Below are 14488 nucleotides of genomic sequence, written 5' to 3' on the forward strand. Positions count from 1 at the left end.
GCCTCACTCCCGTTTTACGCCCCGCCCGCCAAGCTGTGTGTCACCGGCGGCACTGGGCCGGGAACCGCACGACGCACACGGGGAGAGACGACGATGGCGCTGCAGATGACGGAGCACCGGACGCGCCCGGCAGCGGGCACCCAGCACGACCCGGCCGACGAGACCCTGACCGACCTGGACGCCACCGACGAGCGCGGCATCTCCACGGACCTGGTCCGGGCGTACCTGAACGGCATCGGCCGCACGAAGCTGCTGACCGCGGCCCAGGAGGTCGACCTGGCCCGGCGGATCGAGGCCGGGCTGTTCGCCGAGGAGAAGCTGGCGACCTGCACCCCTGTCTCCTCGGAGCTGAAGGCGGACCTGGAGCTGATCGTCGCCGAGGGGCGGGCCGCCAAGGACCACCTGCTCGAGGCGAACCTGCGGTTGGTGGTGAGCATCGCGAAGCGCTACACCGGGCGCGGCATGGCGTTCCTGGACCTGATCCAGGAGGGCAACCTCGGTCTCATCCGCGCGGTGGAGAAGTTCGACTACGCCAAGGGCTACAAGTTCTCCACCTACGCCACCTGGTGGATCCGCCAGGCCATCACCCGCGCCATGGCCGACCAGGCCCGCACCATCCGCATCCCGGTGCACATGGTCGAGCAGGTCAACCGGATGGTCCGGGCCCGCCGCGAACTGTCGGTGTCGCTCGGCCGTGAGCCCACCGTCGCCGAGGTCGCCCGGGCGCTCGACATCCCCGAGTTCCAGGTGATCGAGCTGATCTCGTACGACCGGGAGCCGGTGAGCCTCGACCAGGCGGTCGGCGAAGACGGCGAGAGCGCGCTCGGCGACTTCGTGGCCGCGGTGGACCCGCGCGACGAGCCGGGCGACGCCGCGGCGCAGGGTGAGCTGCGCAACGAGGTCCGGATCGTGCTGGCCAGCCTCTCGCAGCGCGAGCAGGCGGTGATCCGGCTCCGCTTCGGGCTGGACGACGGCCGGCAGCGCACCCTCGACGAGGTCGGCCGCGAGTTCGGCCTCTCCCGGGAGCGGATCCGGCAGATCGAGAAGGTGACGCTGCTGAAGCTCCGCGCTCCCGAGCGGGCGCAGCGCCTGGCGGCGTACGCCTGCTGATCCGGATGTGCACGTGGGGCCTCGGCGGTTCGCCGGGGCCCCACACCTGTTCCGGGGCTCAGAGGCGGCGGGGGCCGGTGTCCGGGCGGTCCAGGGCGGAGCCGACGCGGATCCAGGCGTGCAGCACCGACAGGCCGGTGGGGCGTACGAGCACCGGGTTCAGGGTCAGCGCCCGCACCCGGGGCTGCTCGTCGGCGAGCCGCCCGACCCGCAGCAGCAGGTCGCTCAGGGCGGCACGGTCCACCGGCGCCGCGCCCCGGTGACCGTGCAGCAGGGGTGCCGCCCGCGGCTCGTCCACCAGTTCGGCGGCGTCCCGGTCGGTCAGCGGCACCGCCCGCCACGCCCGGTCGCCGAGCAGTTCGGTGGCCACCCCGCCCAGCCCGAACCCGACCACCGGCCCGAACGCCGGATCCTCGACCAGCTCCACCACACAGGCCACGCCGGGCGGGACCATCGGCTGGACCAGCACGTCGGCGCCGAAGACCGCCGACATCTCGGCGTACGCGCGCCGGACGGTCGCCGCGTCGGGCAGGTCGAGCCGGACCGCGCCCAGGTCGAGTCGGTGCCGCAGCCCCGGTGCCGCCGCCTTCAGGGCCACCGGGAAGCCGAGCTCCGCCGCCGCGCCGGCCGCCTCGTCGGCGGAGCGCGCCGGCACCGAGGCCACCAGGTCGATGCCGTACGCGGCGAGCAGGGCCGCGACCTCCGCTGCACCGTCGCGACGCAACGCGGCCTGACCGGCGGCGCGGTCGATCCCCGGCAACTGCGGCAACGTGCCGGGCGGGCGGCGCAGCCAGTCGGCGTACCGGTGCACCCGGCCCAGGGCCCGGATCGCCTCCTCCACACCCCCGTACGTCGGCATCCCGGCCGGCGTCCGCCCGGCCAGGACCGTCGTCACGGCCGGCTTGCCGCCGCCGAGCGCGGCCGGCAGCGCGACGGTGAGGTCGGCGTCGGCCGGCTGCCCGGGCAGCGGCGGGGCGACCAGCACCGCGAGCGCGTCCACCCGCTCGTCCGCGGCGGCGCCGGCCAGCGCGGCGGCGAACTCCGTCGCGCCGGCGTTCGGGCCGAGGTCACGCGGGTAGCCGTCGGCGAGCGTGAGGCCCTGCGCCGCGCAGGCGGTGGCCGCGAGCCCGGTCAGCGCGGACGAGTTGCCCACCACGGCCACCCGCGGGCCGGCCGGCAGCGGCTGGTTGGCCAGCAGCACCCCGACGTCCAGCAGCTCGGCGACCGTGTCGACGCGGATCACCCCGGACTGGGCGAAGAGCGCGGCCACCGCCACCTCGTCCGGGCCGGCCGCGGGACCGACACCGCCGGGCCGGGCCGGGGAGGCGAGCGCCACCACCGGCTTGGCCCGCCCGATCCGCCGCACCAGCCGGGCGAACTTGCGCGGGTTGCCGAACGTCTCCAGGTACAACATGATCATGTCGGTGCCGGGGTCGTCCTGCCAGTACTGGAGCAGGTCGTTGCCGGACACGTCGGCCCGGTTGCCGGCCGACACGAAGGTGGACAGGCCGAGGCCGCGCCGGTCCGCCTCGGCCAGCAACGCCACCCCGAACGCGCCGGACTGGCTGAAGATGCCGACCCGTCCGGGCGGCGGCAGCGCCGGGGCGAGGGTGGCGTTGAGGCGTACCGCCGGGTCGGTGTTCGCCACGCCCAGGCAGTTCGGGCCGACCACCCGCATGCCCGCGGCGTGCGCGGCCCGGACCAGGGCCCGCTGCGCGGCGGCGCCCTCCGCACCGGACTCGGCGAAGCCGGCCGAGATCACCACCAGACCGTGCACCCCGGCGGCGGCCGCGTCGGCGACCACCGCCGGTGCCGCGTCCGGCGGCACCGCCACCACCGCCAGGTCGACGGGCACACCGGCGTCGGCCGCGGACGGGTACGCGGGCAGCCCGGCGACGGTCGCCGCGCTCGGGTGCACCGGCACGACCGCACCGGCGAAGCCGCCGTCCCGCAGGTGCCCGAGCACCGCCGCGCCCACCCCCTGCCCGGTGGCGCTCGCGCCGTAGACAGCGACGCCGCGCGGGGCGAGCAGCCGGGCGATCGACCGGGCCTCGGTGCGGTGCTCCCGGCCGCGCTGCACCTCGAGGGTCGCCTCGGTGGGCGCGATCGGGAAGGTCAGGTGCACCACGCCGTCGGCGAACTGGCGCTGCATCTGGTAGCCGAAGTCGGAGAAGACCCGCAGCATCGCCCCGTTGGCCGGGAGCACCTCCGCCACGAAGTGCACGATGCCGACCCGGCGGGCCGCGTCGGCCAGGTGCTCCAACAGCACCGAACCGATGCCCCGCCCCTGGTAGGCGTCCTCCACCACGAACGCCACCTCGGCCTCGGGGGCCTGCGGGCCGAGCCGCTCGTACCGGCCGACGGCGACGATTCCCCCGCCGACGAGCACCACGAACGCCTCCCGGTCCCGGTGGTCGACGGTCACGAAGCGCTGGAGGTCCCGGTCGGGGATCCGGGGGTACGGAGAGAAGTAGCGCAGGTAGCGGGTGCGCTCGGAGAAGCGCGAGTGCATCGCCACGATCCCCGGCGCGTCCTCCGGACGGATCTGTCGCAGCTGGACGGTCGTGCCGTCGCTGAGCAGCACGTCCACCGGTTGGTCCACGGTCGTCACCGGCCGGCCCTCCTCCGGCCGGTTCAGTCGCGCGGGTCGTGCGGGTCGAGCCCGAGCAGGGGGAACACCGTCTTGCGGGTGGCCGCGATGGCCCGCTCCACGGCGCTCGGCTCGCCCGTCGGCTGCCACGGCTCGTACGACGGGTCGACGTCGTCGGTCATCCGCAGCGGCACGTCCCGGCCCGGCCGACGCACGGCGGCCAGCTCCCGCCAGGCGGGCGGCGTCAGCGTCGCCGGGTCGATCGGCTCACCGGTGGCCACGGCCAGCAGGTGAGTCCACGCCCGGGGCACCGCCTCGACCAGCGCGTAGCCACCGCCGCCGGTGGCCACCCAGCGGCCCTCGCAGAGTTCGTCGGCGAGCGCCCGCAGCGCCAGGTAGGTGGCGCGCTGACCGTCCACGGAGAGGTGCAGGTCGGCGAGCGGGTCGAGCCGGTGCGCGTCCGCGCCGCACTGGCTGACCAGCACCTGCGGCCGGAACGCGCGCAGCACGGACGGCACGATCGCATGGAACGCGCGCTGCCAGCCGGCGTCGTCGGTGCCCGGCGGCAGCGCCACGTTGACGGCGCTGCCCTCGGCGCCGGGCCCACCGGTCTCGTCGGGGAAGCCGGTGCCCGGGAAGAGGGCGAGCGGCGTCTCGTGCACGCTGACCGTCAGCACCCGCGGGTCGTTCCAGAACACCTGCTGCACACCGTCGCCGTGGTGGACGTCCACGTCCACGTACGCGATCCGCTCGGCACCGAGGTCGAGCAGGCGGGCGATGGCCACGGCGGGGTCGTTGTAGACGCAGAACCCGGCGGCGCGGGCCGGCATGGCGTGGTGCAGCCCGCCGGCCACGTTGACCGCCCGTCGGGCGTCGCCCCGCCAGACCGCCTCGGCGGCGGCCACGGTCGCGCCGACGATCAGCGCGCTGGCCTCGTGCATGCCGGGGAACACCGGGTTGTCCGAGGTGCCCAGCCCGAAGCCGGCGAAGAGCGGATCACCGGGCGCGGCGCGGACGGCGTCGAGATAGCGCGGGTCGTGGACCCGGGTGAGCAGCGCGTCGTCGGCCGGCTCCGGCTTCACCAGGCGTACGCCCGGCCGGTCCAGGACACCGAGCTCGCGGGCGAGCGCGAAGGTCAGCTCCACCCGGACCGGGTCGAGCGGATGGTCACCCATGTCGTAGGCGAGCAGCGACTCGTCCCACACCACGACCGTCTCGTCGGACATGCGCCCATCGTCGCACGTGGACCGGGGGGCCACAGCGCAGGCGCTGGTCACGCCCCGGGTGTCGCCCCGGTGTCCACCGGTCGAGCGGGGTCGGCGACCCAGTTGCTCCACGACCCGACGTAGAGCGCCGCGTCCGGTCGACCCGCGAGGTGCAGGGCCAGCACCGCCTGCGCGGCCGTCACGCCGGACCCGCAGTACGCCCCGACCGGCGCGTCCTCGGCGACCCCGGCGGCGGTGAACCGCTCGCGCAGCGCCGCCGCGGCGGGGAAGCGGCCGTCGGTCACGTACTCCGGGGCGGGCAGGTTGACCGCGCCGGGAACGTGCCCGGCCACCGGGTCGACGGGCTCGGTCTCGCCCCGGTAGCGGGGAGCCGCGCGGACGTCCAGGAGCACCCCGGTCTCCGCCGCCGCCAGTCGGGCGGCCTCCCCGGCGTCCAGCACCGGCAGCCCACCCGGGCGGACCGTCACGTCGCCCGGCTCCGGCTCGGGCACGTCGACGGTCACCGGCAGGCCCGCCGCCACCCAGGCCGGGTAGCCACCGTGCAGCAGGCGGACCGCCCGGTGCCCGGCCCAGCGCAGCGTCCACCAGGCGCGGGCTGCGGCCATGCCGTCGCCACCGTCGTACACGACGACGGGGTGGCCGGCGCGGACGCCGGCGGCGCGCAGCGCGGCCTCCAGCGCGGCCGGCTCGGGGAGCGGGTGCCGGCCGGCGGCGCCGGGCGCCCCGCAGAGGGCGGTGTCCAGGTCGACGAAGATCGCGCCGGGCAGGTGACCCACGGCATAGTCGTCCCGGCCGGGCGGCCCGACCAGACGCCAGCGGACGTCGAGCAGCGTGGGCGGGACGGCGGTGTCGAGCTCGGCGGCGAGCCGGTGGGGCTCGACGAGCAGCTCCTCGGGACCGGACATGTCGTCCAGTCAACACCATCCGGGAAACAGCACCGCGGTTCGGCTTCGGTCGTTACGCCTGCGGCGCGGTAGCATCGATCACTGGAGGGCCGCTGATTTGAAACATGATCTTGTCGACACGACAGAGATGTACCTGCGCACCATCCTCGAGCTCGAGGAGGAGGGGGTGCCGCCGCTGCGTGCCCGGATCGCCGAGCGGCTGAAGCAGAGCGGCCCCACGGTGAGCCAGACGGTCGCGCGGATGGAGCGCGACGGGCTGCTCACGGTCGAGGGTGACCGGCACCTCACGCTGACCGCCGAGGGCCGGGCCGCCGCCGTCTCCGTGATGCGCAAGCACCGGCTCGCCGAGCTGCTGCTGGTGAACGTGATCGGCATGCCCTACGAGGAGGCCCACGACGAGGCCTGCCGGTGGGAGCACGTGATGAGCGACGCGGTCGAGAAGCGGGTCTACGACCTGCTCAACCGGCCGACCCGCTCGCCGTACGGCAACCCGATCCCGGGTCTCGAGGAGCTGGGCTCGCCCGCGACGGAGAGCGCCGCGGTGGTCGTCGAGGGTGAGCGCAACCTGGCGTTCCCCGGCCTCTCCGGCCCGGTCGTGGTCCGCCGGATCTGCGAGAGCGTGCAGACCAACGCCGACGTGCTGCGCCAACTGCACGCCGCGGGGGTTGACCCGGGCGCCACGGTGACCGTCGCCCAGGAGCGCGACGGCGTGTCGATCGACCGGTCGGGGGACCGGGTGCGGCTGCCCCGCGAGGTCGCCTCCCGGGTCTTCGTCGCCGCCGCCTGACCCGGCGGGCGCCCCGACGGGACCGCCACAACGACACGACGGCCGGCGCCACGATGGCGCCGGCCGTTTCGCGTACCCGCCCGACGCCGTGCTCAGAGCGCGCGGGTGTTGACCTTCTTGCCGAGCGCCGCCAACTCACCAGCCACCTTGTCGACGGCCGTCTTCGCGGTGCCCCGCGGGCTGGTCCACTCCAGCGTGGCCAACCGCCCCTCGGCGGTGAGCCACCCCACCTCGGCGACCGGGCCGTGCCCGGCCGAGGCGGCGACGGTCCGCCGGTACGCCTGCTGCCCCAGACCGGACACCTTGCTCGCCGAGTCCGGCACCACGTCGGCGGAGAACGTCGTCTTGTCCACCGACGCCTTCGTCACGGCGAGGGTCAACTCCGGCAGGATCGCGTCCCCGGCCCGCACCACGCAGGTGTGCGTCTCCCCCCGCTGGCTCGCGGCGGCCACGTCGAACCGGACCTTCAGGTGCTCCTCGATCACCGCGAAGTCCAGCAGCCGGCAGGCACCGCCCGAGGAGGCGGCGGCCACATCGACCGCGATCGGCGCCGGCGGCGGCACGGCCACCGGTTCCGGCTCCGCCGCGCATCCGGACACCGCCATCACGGCCAGCCCGGCGACCACGATCCGCCCGCGCACGCGCCCACCCTCCGCTCGTCGACGGCGGGGCGCCGCCCGCCGGAGATCCGTCGGACACCGTACGGGTAGGGCCACCCCCGACGGAAGCCCCTCAGTCGTCGCTTCGCTCCGCCGTCAGGTCGGCGCCGCCGGGCGGATCATCGACGTACGGGCAGTGCCGGCAGCCGCGACCGCAGCAGGTGCCGCGCCGGGCCAGGAAACCGGCACTGAGGACGAACAGACCGGTCGCCGGGTCGAGGTAGCCGGCCTCCCCCGCGGCCAGGGCGGCGGCGTGCGCGGCGAGGATCCGCTCCCGGTCGGGATGCTCGGAAGGCAGCCGCGACGGATGCGGCTCGGTGAGCGGCCGGCCCGCCAGTGGTCGTCGCTCCCCGGTCACCGACGCAGTCTAGGAACCCGCGTCGCGGGTCAGCGGAACCGGGCCAGTGCGGTGGCGAGCGCGTCACCGAGCCGATCGCCCCGTACGTCCGGGATAAATGCCGCGCCCGGCCGCCGGCCGCGCCGGTAGGGTCCCCGGGCCGGCGTCGGCGACCGCCCCGCCCCGCGATCCTCTCGCCGGACACACCAGGTCCCGCACAGACAGGCACGCACGTGAACCAGCACGTCGCCGCTCCCCCGGCAGCCACCACCGCCGCACCGTCGTCGCTGCTGCGGAGCCGGAACTTCCTGCTGCTGTTGAGCGGCCAGACGGTGAGCGAGTTGGGCACCCGGGTCGCCGGCGTCGCGGTCCCCCTGCTCGCCGCCGACACGCTGCGGGCCAGCGTTTTCCAGGTCTCGCTGCTCACCTTCCTGGCCTGGCTGCCGTACCTGCTGGTGTCGCTGCCGGCCGGCATCATCGCCGATCGGGTGGACCAGCGCCGCCTGATGATCGCGTGTGACCTGGGTCGGGCGGCGCTCATGCTGTCGCTACCGGTCGCGGCGCTGATGGGGCAGCTCACCCTCGGCTTCCTGTACGCGGTGGTCGGGCTCGCCGGTGTGCTCACCGTGCTCTTCACCGTGGCGTACAAGAGCATGCTGCCGCGGCTCATCCCCACCGGACAACTGGTCGACGGCAACGCCAAACTCACCATGAGCCAGGACGCCGCCGAACTCGTCGGCCCGACGGTCAGCGGCGTGCTCATCGGGCTGGTCGGCGCCGCCCGTACGTTCCTCGTCAACGGTCTGGCCTTCCTGCTCAGCGCGGTGACGCTGCTGCTGATCCGGGAGGCGCCACGGGCGGAGCCCGCACCTCGCGAGCGGGTGCCGCTGCGGGTGGAGATGACCGACGGGCTGCGCTTCATCCGCCGACAGCCGATCCTGGTCAGCATCCTGGCCTGCACGACGACCTCGAACTTCTTCGTCATGGCCGCCGGCTCGATCGAGGTCACCTTCATGCTGCGCGAGCTGCACGCCTCGTCCGTCCAGGTCGGTCTGGTCTTCTCGGTCAGCGCCGTCGGCGGCCTGGTGGTCGGCGCGCTGGCCGCCCGGCTGTCGGCCTGGATCGGCTCGGCCCGGGTGATCTGGATGGCGATGACCGTGCCCGGCCCGCTCTACCTGCTGATGCCGCTGGCCCGACCGGGCTGGGGGGTGCTGCTCTACGGTGTCGGGCTGGCCGCCTTCTCCGCCAACGCGGTGCTGTTCAACGTGGCGGCGATGACGTACCGGCAACGGATCACCCCGTCGGCGATCCTGGGCCGGGTCAACGCCGCCTTCCTCTGGATCTGCTTCGGGGTGATCCCGCTCGGCGCGCTGGTCGGCGGCGCCCTCGGTACGACGCTGGGACTGCGCCCGGCGCTCTGGATCTGCGTACTCGGCACCTGGAGCGCCTGCCTGTTCCTGCTCTTCTCGCCGCTGCGGACCATGAAGGACATGCCCGAAGCGGCGTCGTGACCGGTCAGCCGAACCAGGTCACCGCCTGACCGTGCCCGCGCGTCCAGGCCAGTGGCCGCCCGTCCAGCGCCAACACGTTGTACGACGCGTCCCCCGGGGGCTCCGGCAGGTCGGGGTGGGGCAGCACGTCCGGGTCCTCGTTGGCGAGCCAGTGGCCGGGCAGGTCGCGGACGAGGTCGACGAACGCCGCCCGCCGGGGCGCCGGCACCTGATACAGCACCGACGTGTGGAAGACCACCAGCGTCGCGTCGGCGGGGGCCTGCGCGGCCAGCGCCGGCAGGTCGTTCACCAGGTCGCCGCGGAGCAGCAGCGGCGGGTCGGCGGCGGCGACCGCGGCGGCGGCACGCAGCCGGGCACGACGGTGCGTGTGCTCCGGCCAGATGAGGGCGTCGAGCCAGGCGACGTCCGCCGGTTCGGTCACGTCCAACGGGTTGAGGTCCAGGCCGGCCCGCCAGACGACCCGCGGCAGGGAGGTCGGCAGCGGCGCCCCGGTCGCCGCGCAGTCCAGCACCGGCGCCCCGGTGCCGATCCGCCGGTCGCCGTAGCGGTAGGCGTACCGGTCGGGATAGAGGCAGAGCCCGGCGGACGCGCCCACCTCCAGCAGCGCGAGCGGCTGCGGCAGCGCGGCGAGCGCCGGCAGCAGCACGGCACAGCGCCCGGCCTCGTTGGTCTGCGTCGCCCGTACCCGCATCTCCGCCGCGACCGTCGGCCAGTGCGCCAGCGTGAAGTCGTGGAACTCGGCCGGGTCGTCGACCGGGCCGCCGAGCAGCCGAACCACGCCGAACAGCAGGTTCGGCTGCCGCTTGGTCGGGGGCAGGGTGTCGATCAGGTCGAGCAAGTCCCGGTCGTGGGACACCGCGAGCGACAGCCGCTCGTACGCCGGCGACAGGCCGCGCGTCTCGCGGATGGCGAACTCCCGGTACGCGGCGGCCGTCGTCATCCCCCGATGATCGCAGCGACCGCGGTGGATCGGCGGCCCCGGGGAACGTGACGGTCAGCACCTCCGGTCCGGTCCGCGCCGGTGCGCGAAGGGCGACGACGCTCGTCCACTGTTTGGGCCGACGCCACCCACCCGCCCCGGCCCGCCCGCACCGCCGCCTAGAGTGCTGCGTCGGCCGGGACCTGGAGCAACAGCTCAACCGGCCGTTGTCGACTGCGGAAGGAACTGGTCGTGCGAGGTGCGGGTCTGCGGGTCCTGATCGTCGGTGGTGGTGTCGCCGGGCTGGCGACGGCCGCCGCGTTGCGAAGCTGGGGTGCCACGCTGGACGTGGTCGAGCGCACGGCCGTCCCCGACGAGGCCGGCACCGGCATCTACCTGACCGGCAACGCGACCCGGATGCTCGACGTGCTGGGGGTGCGGGAGCCGGTCGCGGACCTGGCCGTGGAGATCAAGCAGCAGCGCAGCACCAACCGGCAGGGGCGTGCACTCTTCGACATCGACGTGGCCGGCCTCTGGGACGGCGTCGGCCCCTGCGTGTCCCTGCGCCGCCCCGACCTGCACCGGGCCCTGCTCGCCCACGTCGCGGACGTGCCGATCCGGTGGGGGCGCCGGCCGGTCACGCTCGCCCAGGAGGGCGAGCGGGTCGCCGTCGGCTTCGACGACGACACCACCGAGCGGTACGACCTGGTGGTCGGCGCGGACGGGGTCAACTCGACGGTGCGGCGAGTCGCCTTCGACGGTCACGCGGCCCGCACCCTCCCCCAGTACGCGTACCGCTGGCTGGCCCCCCGGCTCGACTCCGAGCCGGTCTGGTCGGTGCTGCTCGGGCGCGGCACCCAGTTCCTCACCATCCCGGTCAGCGACGAGCAGACGTACTGCTACTACAACGACGGCGCGGTCGCCGACCGGCCGGGTTGGCGCGACGAGCTGCGCGCCGGGTACCCGGAACGGGTCGGCACCCTCCTCGACGCCCTCGACGCGGATGGCGCCGCCCCGCACGCCGGCTGGAACCAGGAGGTCGACCTCCGCTCCTGGTCGCGGGGGCGGGTGCTGCTGATCGGCGACGCCGCGCACGCCACCTCGCCGAACATGGCCCAGGGCGCGGCGATGGCCCTGGAGGACGCCGTCGTGCTCGCCGAGTCGCTCACCGCCGCCGGGAGCGTCGGCGAGGCGCTGCGGGCGTACGAGACGCGCCGCCGCCCGCGCACCGACTGGGTGCTCGCCCAGACGCACCGTCGGGACAAGGCCCTGGGACTGCCGGCGGTGCTGCGCGACACGGTGATGCGGCGCCTCGGCGAGAAGATGTTCCGGTCGAACTACGGGCCGCTGTTCGCCCAGCCCTAGCCTCCTGCTCAGATCACTCGCGCGGTTTCCTGCGCCGGCTGATCTCCTCCAGATGCTGTCGCTGGTGCTGTCGCACCATCTCGTCCCAGGCTTCCTGGTCATAGTCAGGGCCCGGCGGGATCCACCGATGAGAGCCGTCGCTGTAGTGGAACCGCTCGTCGCCCCGGCGGATCACGCTCACCGGATCCAGCCCAGGAACCGGTGGTGCAACAGCCCAGCGGGCACCCAGGTCAGATCCTCGGCGGCCCACGCCAGGTAGGAGCCCATGTAGAGGGCCAACGACACGGGAGCGCCGTCGAACTCGGTGCGCCGGGTCCGGCACGGCCAGGGGCCGTTGCAGCCACCACAGGTCCAGAGCGGAAGGACCGGCCCGTGTGTGGTCATGCCCGTCCATCCAGGAACCGGCGGGTCGCCGCCCGGGCGTGCCAGCGACATGCCCATTCCGCCTGATAGCAGGGGTACGGCGACAACCGTCCCCACCACCACCGGCAACCGACGCAGAACCCGTCGCCGCCGGCCAGATGAACCGACAGGATCCGCTCGACCTGCTCCTGCCTCATCGTTCGTCCTCCCCTGGCCAGTGGCGTCGTCCGATTGGAATCCGGTGCCGGGTCCGACACGGCAGGTCGCCCCCGCAGCGACAGACCCGGCGCCACCGCCGCCACGACCAGACCGGCCGATGCCTGCGAGCGAGGGTCAGCGCCACCGCGAGCAGGTAGTCGTCGTACGCCAGGTGCTGACCCATACGCACCTCTCACAACTTGGGTTCCTGTTTCAGGAGTGCAAACAGGCTAAAAGTTGGACTCCTATTTTGGAAACCCCATAACGGCGTGTCGCCGCATCCCGCCCGGGTCAGGCGATAATCGGCCGATGGTCAACCCGACGATCCAACGGCGGCGGCTCGGACTCGCACTGAAGCGCGCCCGCGAGCGCGCGGGCAAGACTCAGGACGAGGCAGCCGTCGTGATCGACGCCGCCGCGAGCAAGATCAGCCGCATCGAGCTTGGACAGTCCGGTATCAAGCTGACAGATCTGGGCCTACTACTCGATCTCTACGGGGTGCGCAACGACGAGGCCGAGTCGCTGCGCGAACTCGCCCGCGCGGGGCGACAGCGGGGCCGTTGGAGCAGCTACCGGAACGCGGTCCCTGATTGGTTCCGTCAGTACCTCGACTTGGAGGGCGACGCGTCGGAGATCCGCTGGTATCAGCCAGAGGTCATCCCCGGCATCCTCCAGATCGAGCCGTACATACGAGCGATGAACGCAACTGCTCACGCCCGTTCGGCCACTGAGGACACAGATCGACAAGTCACCGTGCGCCTCGAACGGCAGTCCATCCTGCGAGACACCGGTCCTGAACTCGGGTTCATCCTCAGCGAGTCGGCGCTCCGACGGAACATCGGGGACCCTGACATCATGCGCAGCCAACTCATGCACTTGGCGGAGGTCGGCAAGCAGGCAAACGTGACAATCCAGGTTTACCCGTTCGGCGCGCAAACCTACGAGACCGCTTCCTTCAATTTCATCATCTTGCGTTTCGGTGAGGACTCTTCGTCAGACGTCATCTACGTCGAGACCTTCACTGACGCCGACTACCTTGACCGACCAGACGCCGTACGGGCCTACACTCGGCTGTGGGACCGACTCCGTGCAGCCGCCCTCGGACCGGTAGAGTCGCGCAGGCTCATCCTGCGGATGGCGGGCGACCTGAAACGGCAACAGACCTGAGAGAGCTGACCATGGACACCCCGGATCACGTGATCTGGCGCAAGTCGAGCTACAGCGACAACAACGGCGGCGCATGCGTCGAGCTGGCTACCAAGGGCGCCGACATCATGGTCCGGGACAGCAAGAACCCAGGCGGTGCCGTCCTGCGCTTTCACAGCAATGCCTGGAACGCGTTCGTCCGTGGCATCAAGTTCGACTGACTCTTCGCCGCGCCGCTTTCGCCCTGCGGGTCTGTCGCCCACCGACTCGGCCGGATTGACGATGCGCACTATCCGTCCAGCCCTGACCGGGACGGGCTCGTCGCTACCGCGGCACCTGTCGGATTGAGCCGTATGACTGAGCGTCATTAATATGCCGCTGAGTCATACCCGTTCCGCACCTTCCGGCCCCCGGGTGAGGGACAGGACGCCCGGGACGCCGCATACCCCGATACCGTCGCCCACGAATGGGGATGGCTCCGGGCTGCAACCACCGATCACCGCAACTCGACCTCGATCTGATCCTGGGCGAGCCATCGAAGGATCTGGTCGAACTCGGCAGTCAGATGAGTACGGGCGACCTCGGCGTGGTTCCAGACCAGACGGAACGGCCACTGGGCACCCCACCCGCCAGTCACACAGTCGTGGAGCGCGTCGCCGTTCCAGCCGAAGTAGCCGCCAGGACCATTGATGGCCTCACCGATGGCGCAGTAGAAGCCTTCGATGTCGGTGACGTGGCGCCCGTCGAGCTGGTAGGTGCTGCCGGCTGGCTTGTCAGCCGCATCGGCCCGGTGGTGAGCCAAGGCCGCTCCGGACCAGAGATGTCGGAGCTCACGTCTATAACCTGCCCAGAGGCCCGGTTCGGTCGGGCCGCCAGTCTGCCACAGCTCCCAGATGGGCCGCGCCGAGCTCGGCAAAGGCTCGGAGATCGCGCTGCCCAGGGTGACATCGACGAGGCCAGCAGCCAGGACCGAGGGACGGACTTCGGTCACTGATGCTCGCAGGTAGGAGCCGATCACGCGGTTGACTATGCCGTTCCGGTCCACGCTGTAGAGCGTCGCGTCGATCGACCGACGATGAAGAGCGCCACCTGGGTTGCCCGTCCCCGTGGCCAGTGCGTCCAGAGCACGGCGCAACGGCAGGTGGGGCATGCACCCGAGAAGCGTCGTCTCTCGCACCCTGGACGGCGAATCGATGAATAGTCCTTCGATGTCAGCGCACGCCGCGATCACGGCGTCCGATTCTCCCATGGCGGATTCATCGACCAATTGCCAGCGAAGCGGGACGTCCTCGTCCCAGTGCCATTGCTGGTCCTGCGGACTCGTCTCCTCACCGGGCACGTGGATCCTCCGCCAGCATGACTAATGCCGAGC

The 14488-nt window shown here is 72.9% G+C and carries 15 protein-coding genes; 6 read left to right on the forward strand and 9 right to left on the reverse strand.

From position 1 onward, the window contains the following. The first annotated feature begins 93 nt into the window (after positions 1-93). Entirely contained in the window at positions 94-1110 is a 1017-nt protein-coding gene (sigB, locus tag ACIBTV_RS09485; RefSeq protein WP_396703556.1) for an RNA polymerase sigma factor SigB, read from the forward strand. Between the two features lie 58 nt (positions 1111-1168). Here sigB and ACIBTV_RS09490 read toward each other — a convergent pair whose 3' ends face one another. Genes ACIBTV_RS09490 through ACIBTV_RS09500 form a run of 3 tightly spaced genes read right to left on the reverse strand, consistent with a single transcriptional unit; the run spans position 1169 to position 5831 of the window. Beyond that, positions 1169-3721, reverse strand: a complete 2553-nt coding sequence (locus tag ACIBTV_RS09490) for a GNAT family N-acetyltransferase (RefSeq protein WP_396703557.1) — start codon at positions 3719-3721, stop codon at positions 1169-1171. 23 nt (positions 3722-3744) lie between these two features. Further along, entirely contained in the window at positions 3745-4926 is a 1182-nt protein-coding gene (locus ACIBTV_RS09495; protein ID WP_396703558.1) for an acetoin utilization protein AcuC, read from the reverse strand. Positions 4927-4973: 47 nt separating this feature from the next. Beyond that, the gene (locus ACIBTV_RS09500; RefSeq protein WP_396703559.1) at positions 4974-5831 is read right to left on the reverse strand and encodes a sulfurtransferase; all 858 of its coding nucleotides are present in this window, start codon (positions 5829-5831) and stop codon (positions 4974-4976) included. Between the two features lie 97 nt (positions 5832-5928). Here ACIBTV_RS09500 and ACIBTV_RS09505 point away from each other — a divergent pair, with 97 nt between their 5' ends. Continuing rightward, the gene (locus tag ACIBTV_RS09505; RefSeq protein ID WP_396703560.1) at positions 5929-6618 is read left to right on the forward strand and encodes a metal-dependent transcriptional regulator; all 690 of its coding nucleotides are present in this window, start codon (positions 5929-5931) and stop codon (positions 6616-6618) included. A 92-nt stretch (positions 6619-6710) separates the two neighbouring features. Here ACIBTV_RS09505 and ACIBTV_RS09510 read toward each other — a convergent pair whose 3' ends face one another. Next, positions 6711-7259 carry a hypothetical protein gene (locus ACIBTV_RS09510; RefSeq protein WP_396703561.1) on the reverse strand — a complete coding sequence of 183 codons (549 nt, stop codon included), beginning with the start codon at positions 7257-7259 and terminating at the stop codon, positions 6711-6713. Positions 7260-7350: 91 nt separating this feature from the next. Beyond that, positions 7351-7635 (reverse strand): DUF5522 domain-containing protein, encoded by a 285-nt coding sequence (locus ACIBTV_RS09515; protein WP_396703562.1) that lies wholly within the window; start codon positions 7633-7635, stop codon positions 7351-7353. Positions 7636-7847: 212 nt separating this feature from the next. Here ACIBTV_RS09515 and ACIBTV_RS09520 point away from each other — a divergent pair, with 212 nt between their 5' ends. Then, positions 7848-9125: an MFS transporter gene (locus ACIBTV_RS09520; protein WP_396703563.1), complete on the forward strand. Its 1278-nt coding sequence runs from the start codon at positions 7848-7850 to the stop codon at positions 9123-9125. Between the two features lie 4 nt (positions 9126-9129). Here ACIBTV_RS09520 and ACIBTV_RS09525 read toward each other — a convergent pair whose 3' ends face one another. Next, positions 9130-10065 (reverse strand): DUF2332 family protein, encoded by a 936-nt coding sequence (locus tag ACIBTV_RS09525; RefSeq protein ID WP_396703564.1) that lies wholly within the window; start codon positions 10063-10065, stop codon positions 9130-9132. Between the two features lie 231 nt (positions 10066-10296). On the opposite strand from ACIBTV_RS09525, the gene ACIBTV_RS09530 reads away from it, so the two are divergent. Continuing rightward, complete coding sequence (locus tag ACIBTV_RS09530; protein WP_396703565.1) at positions 10297-11409, forward strand: FAD-dependent monooxygenase; 1113 nt, start codon at positions 10297-10299, stop codon at positions 11407-11409. A 13-nt stretch (positions 11410-11422) separates the two neighbouring features. Here ACIBTV_RS09530 and ACIBTV_RS09535 read toward each other — a convergent pair whose 3' ends face one another. Together ACIBTV_RS09535 and ACIBTV_RS09540 are read right to left on the reverse strand one after the other, a co-directional pair. Continuing rightward, positions 11423-11590, reverse strand: coding sequence for a hypothetical protein (locus ACIBTV_RS09535; protein WP_396703566.1), 168 nt, complete (start codon positions 11588-11590; stop codon positions 11423-11425). Further along, positions 11587-11793 (reverse strand): hypothetical protein, encoded by a 207-nt coding sequence (locus tag ACIBTV_RS09540; RefSeq protein ID WP_396703567.1) that lies wholly within the window; start codon positions 11791-11793, stop codon positions 11587-11589. Before ACIBTV_RS09540 ends, ACIBTV_RS09535 begins: the two co-directional genes overlap by 4 nt. Positions 11794-12279: 486 nt before the next feature. Between ACIBTV_RS09540 and ACIBTV_RS09545 the strand changes: the two genes are divergently transcribed. Then, positions 12280-13137 carry a helix-turn-helix domain-containing protein gene (locus ACIBTV_RS09545; RefSeq protein WP_396703568.1) on the forward strand — a complete coding sequence of 286 codons (858 nt, stop codon included), beginning with the start codon at positions 12280-12282 and terminating at the stop codon, positions 13135-13137. An 11-nt stretch (positions 13138-13148) separates the two neighbouring features. Next, positions 13149-13337, forward strand: a complete 189-nt coding sequence (locus ACIBTV_RS09550; RefSeq protein WP_396703569.1) for a DUF397 domain-containing protein — start codon at positions 13149-13151, stop codon at positions 13335-13337. A 275-nt stretch (positions 13338-13612) separates the two neighbouring features. Here the strand turns inward: ACIBTV_RS09550 and ACIBTV_RS09555 are convergent, their stop codons facing one another. Beyond that, positions 13613-14455 (reverse strand): barstar family protein, encoded by an 843-nt coding sequence (locus ACIBTV_RS09555; protein ID WP_396703570.1) that lies wholly within the window; start codon positions 14453-14455, stop codon positions 13613-13615. Positions 14456-14488 lie beyond the last annotated feature (33 nt).

The organism is Micromonospora sp. NPDC049366 (assembly GCF_044466625.1).
Taxonomy (GTDB): Bacteria; Actinomycetota; Actinomycetes; order Mycobacteriales; family Micromonosporaceae; genus Micromonospora.

Excerpts from the sequence above, each read along its gene's own strand:
- sigB (WP_396703556.1), top strand. The coding sequence starts at position 94 with ATGGCGCTGCAGATGACGGAGCACCGGACGCGCCCGGCAGCGGGCACC.
- ACIBTV_RS09495 (WP_396703558.1), bottom strand. The coding sequence starts at position 4,926 with ATGTCCGACGAGACGGTCGTGGTGTGGGACGAGTCGCTGCTCGCCTAC.
- ACIBTV_RS09500 (WP_396703559.1), bottom strand. The coding sequence starts at position 5,831 with ATGTCCGGTCCCGAGGAGCTGCTCGTCGAGCCCCACCGGCTCGCCGCC.
- ACIBTV_RS09525 (WP_396703564.1), bottom strand. The coding sequence starts at position 10,065 with ATGACGACGGCCGCCGCGTACCGGGAGTTCGCCATCCGCGAGACGCGC.
- ACIBTV_RS09540 (WP_396703567.1), bottom strand. The coding sequence starts at position 11,793 with ATGACCACACACGGGCCGGTCCTTCCGCTCTGGACCTGTGGTGGCTGC.
- ACIBTV_RS09545 (WP_396703568.1), top strand. The coding sequence starts at position 12,280 with ATGGTCAACCCGACGATCCAACGGCGGCGGCTCGGACTCGCACTGAAG.
- ACIBTV_RS09550 (WP_396703569.1), top strand. The coding sequence starts at position 13,149 with ATGGACACCCCGGATCACGTGATCTGGCGCAAGTCGAGCTACAGCGAC.